1 protein-coding gene is annotated in these 285 nt (G+C 27.4%); it reads right to left on the bottom strand.

Going from position 1 to position 285, the window contains the following annotated elements:
- Positions 1 to 66: 66 nt before the first annotated feature.
- Positions 67 to 285: hypothetical protein (locus SB725_RS30765; RefSeq protein WP_410923150.1), on the bottom strand; the 219-nt coding region annotated here is incomplete at its 5' end.

Raw genomic sequence — 285 nt, 5'->3', positions numbered from 1 at the left:
AATTTTGATTATTCTTTGCTTTACAAGAAGTAACAAGAAGTAAAAAAATACCTATTAAATAGAGTCTCATTTTTTTTGTTTTTTGGCGTTATTATAATAATTAAATCTATTTGATAAAGGTTTCCCACATCCTGTACAATCCAGATAAGCATCATATGGGTCACCTGGCTTCATGTCAAAACGTATATTTTTTCCGTAATTATTATAATAAACACTGTTTCCTGTACTGTCGATTAGTATTGTTCTATGATCGACTCCATTAGCAATTTTATTATTTAAATTAAC

This window comes from Pseudomonas sp. SIMBA_041 (genome assembly GCF_046535095.1).
In the GTDB taxonomy this organism is placed as follows: domain Bacteria; phylum Pseudomonadota; class Gammaproteobacteria; order Pseudomonadales; family Pseudomonadaceae; genus Aquipseudomonas; species Aquipseudomonas mucoides.
Note: the sequence above shows the minus strand (reverse complement) of the source record. Positions and strands in the feature narration are given on the sequence as shown.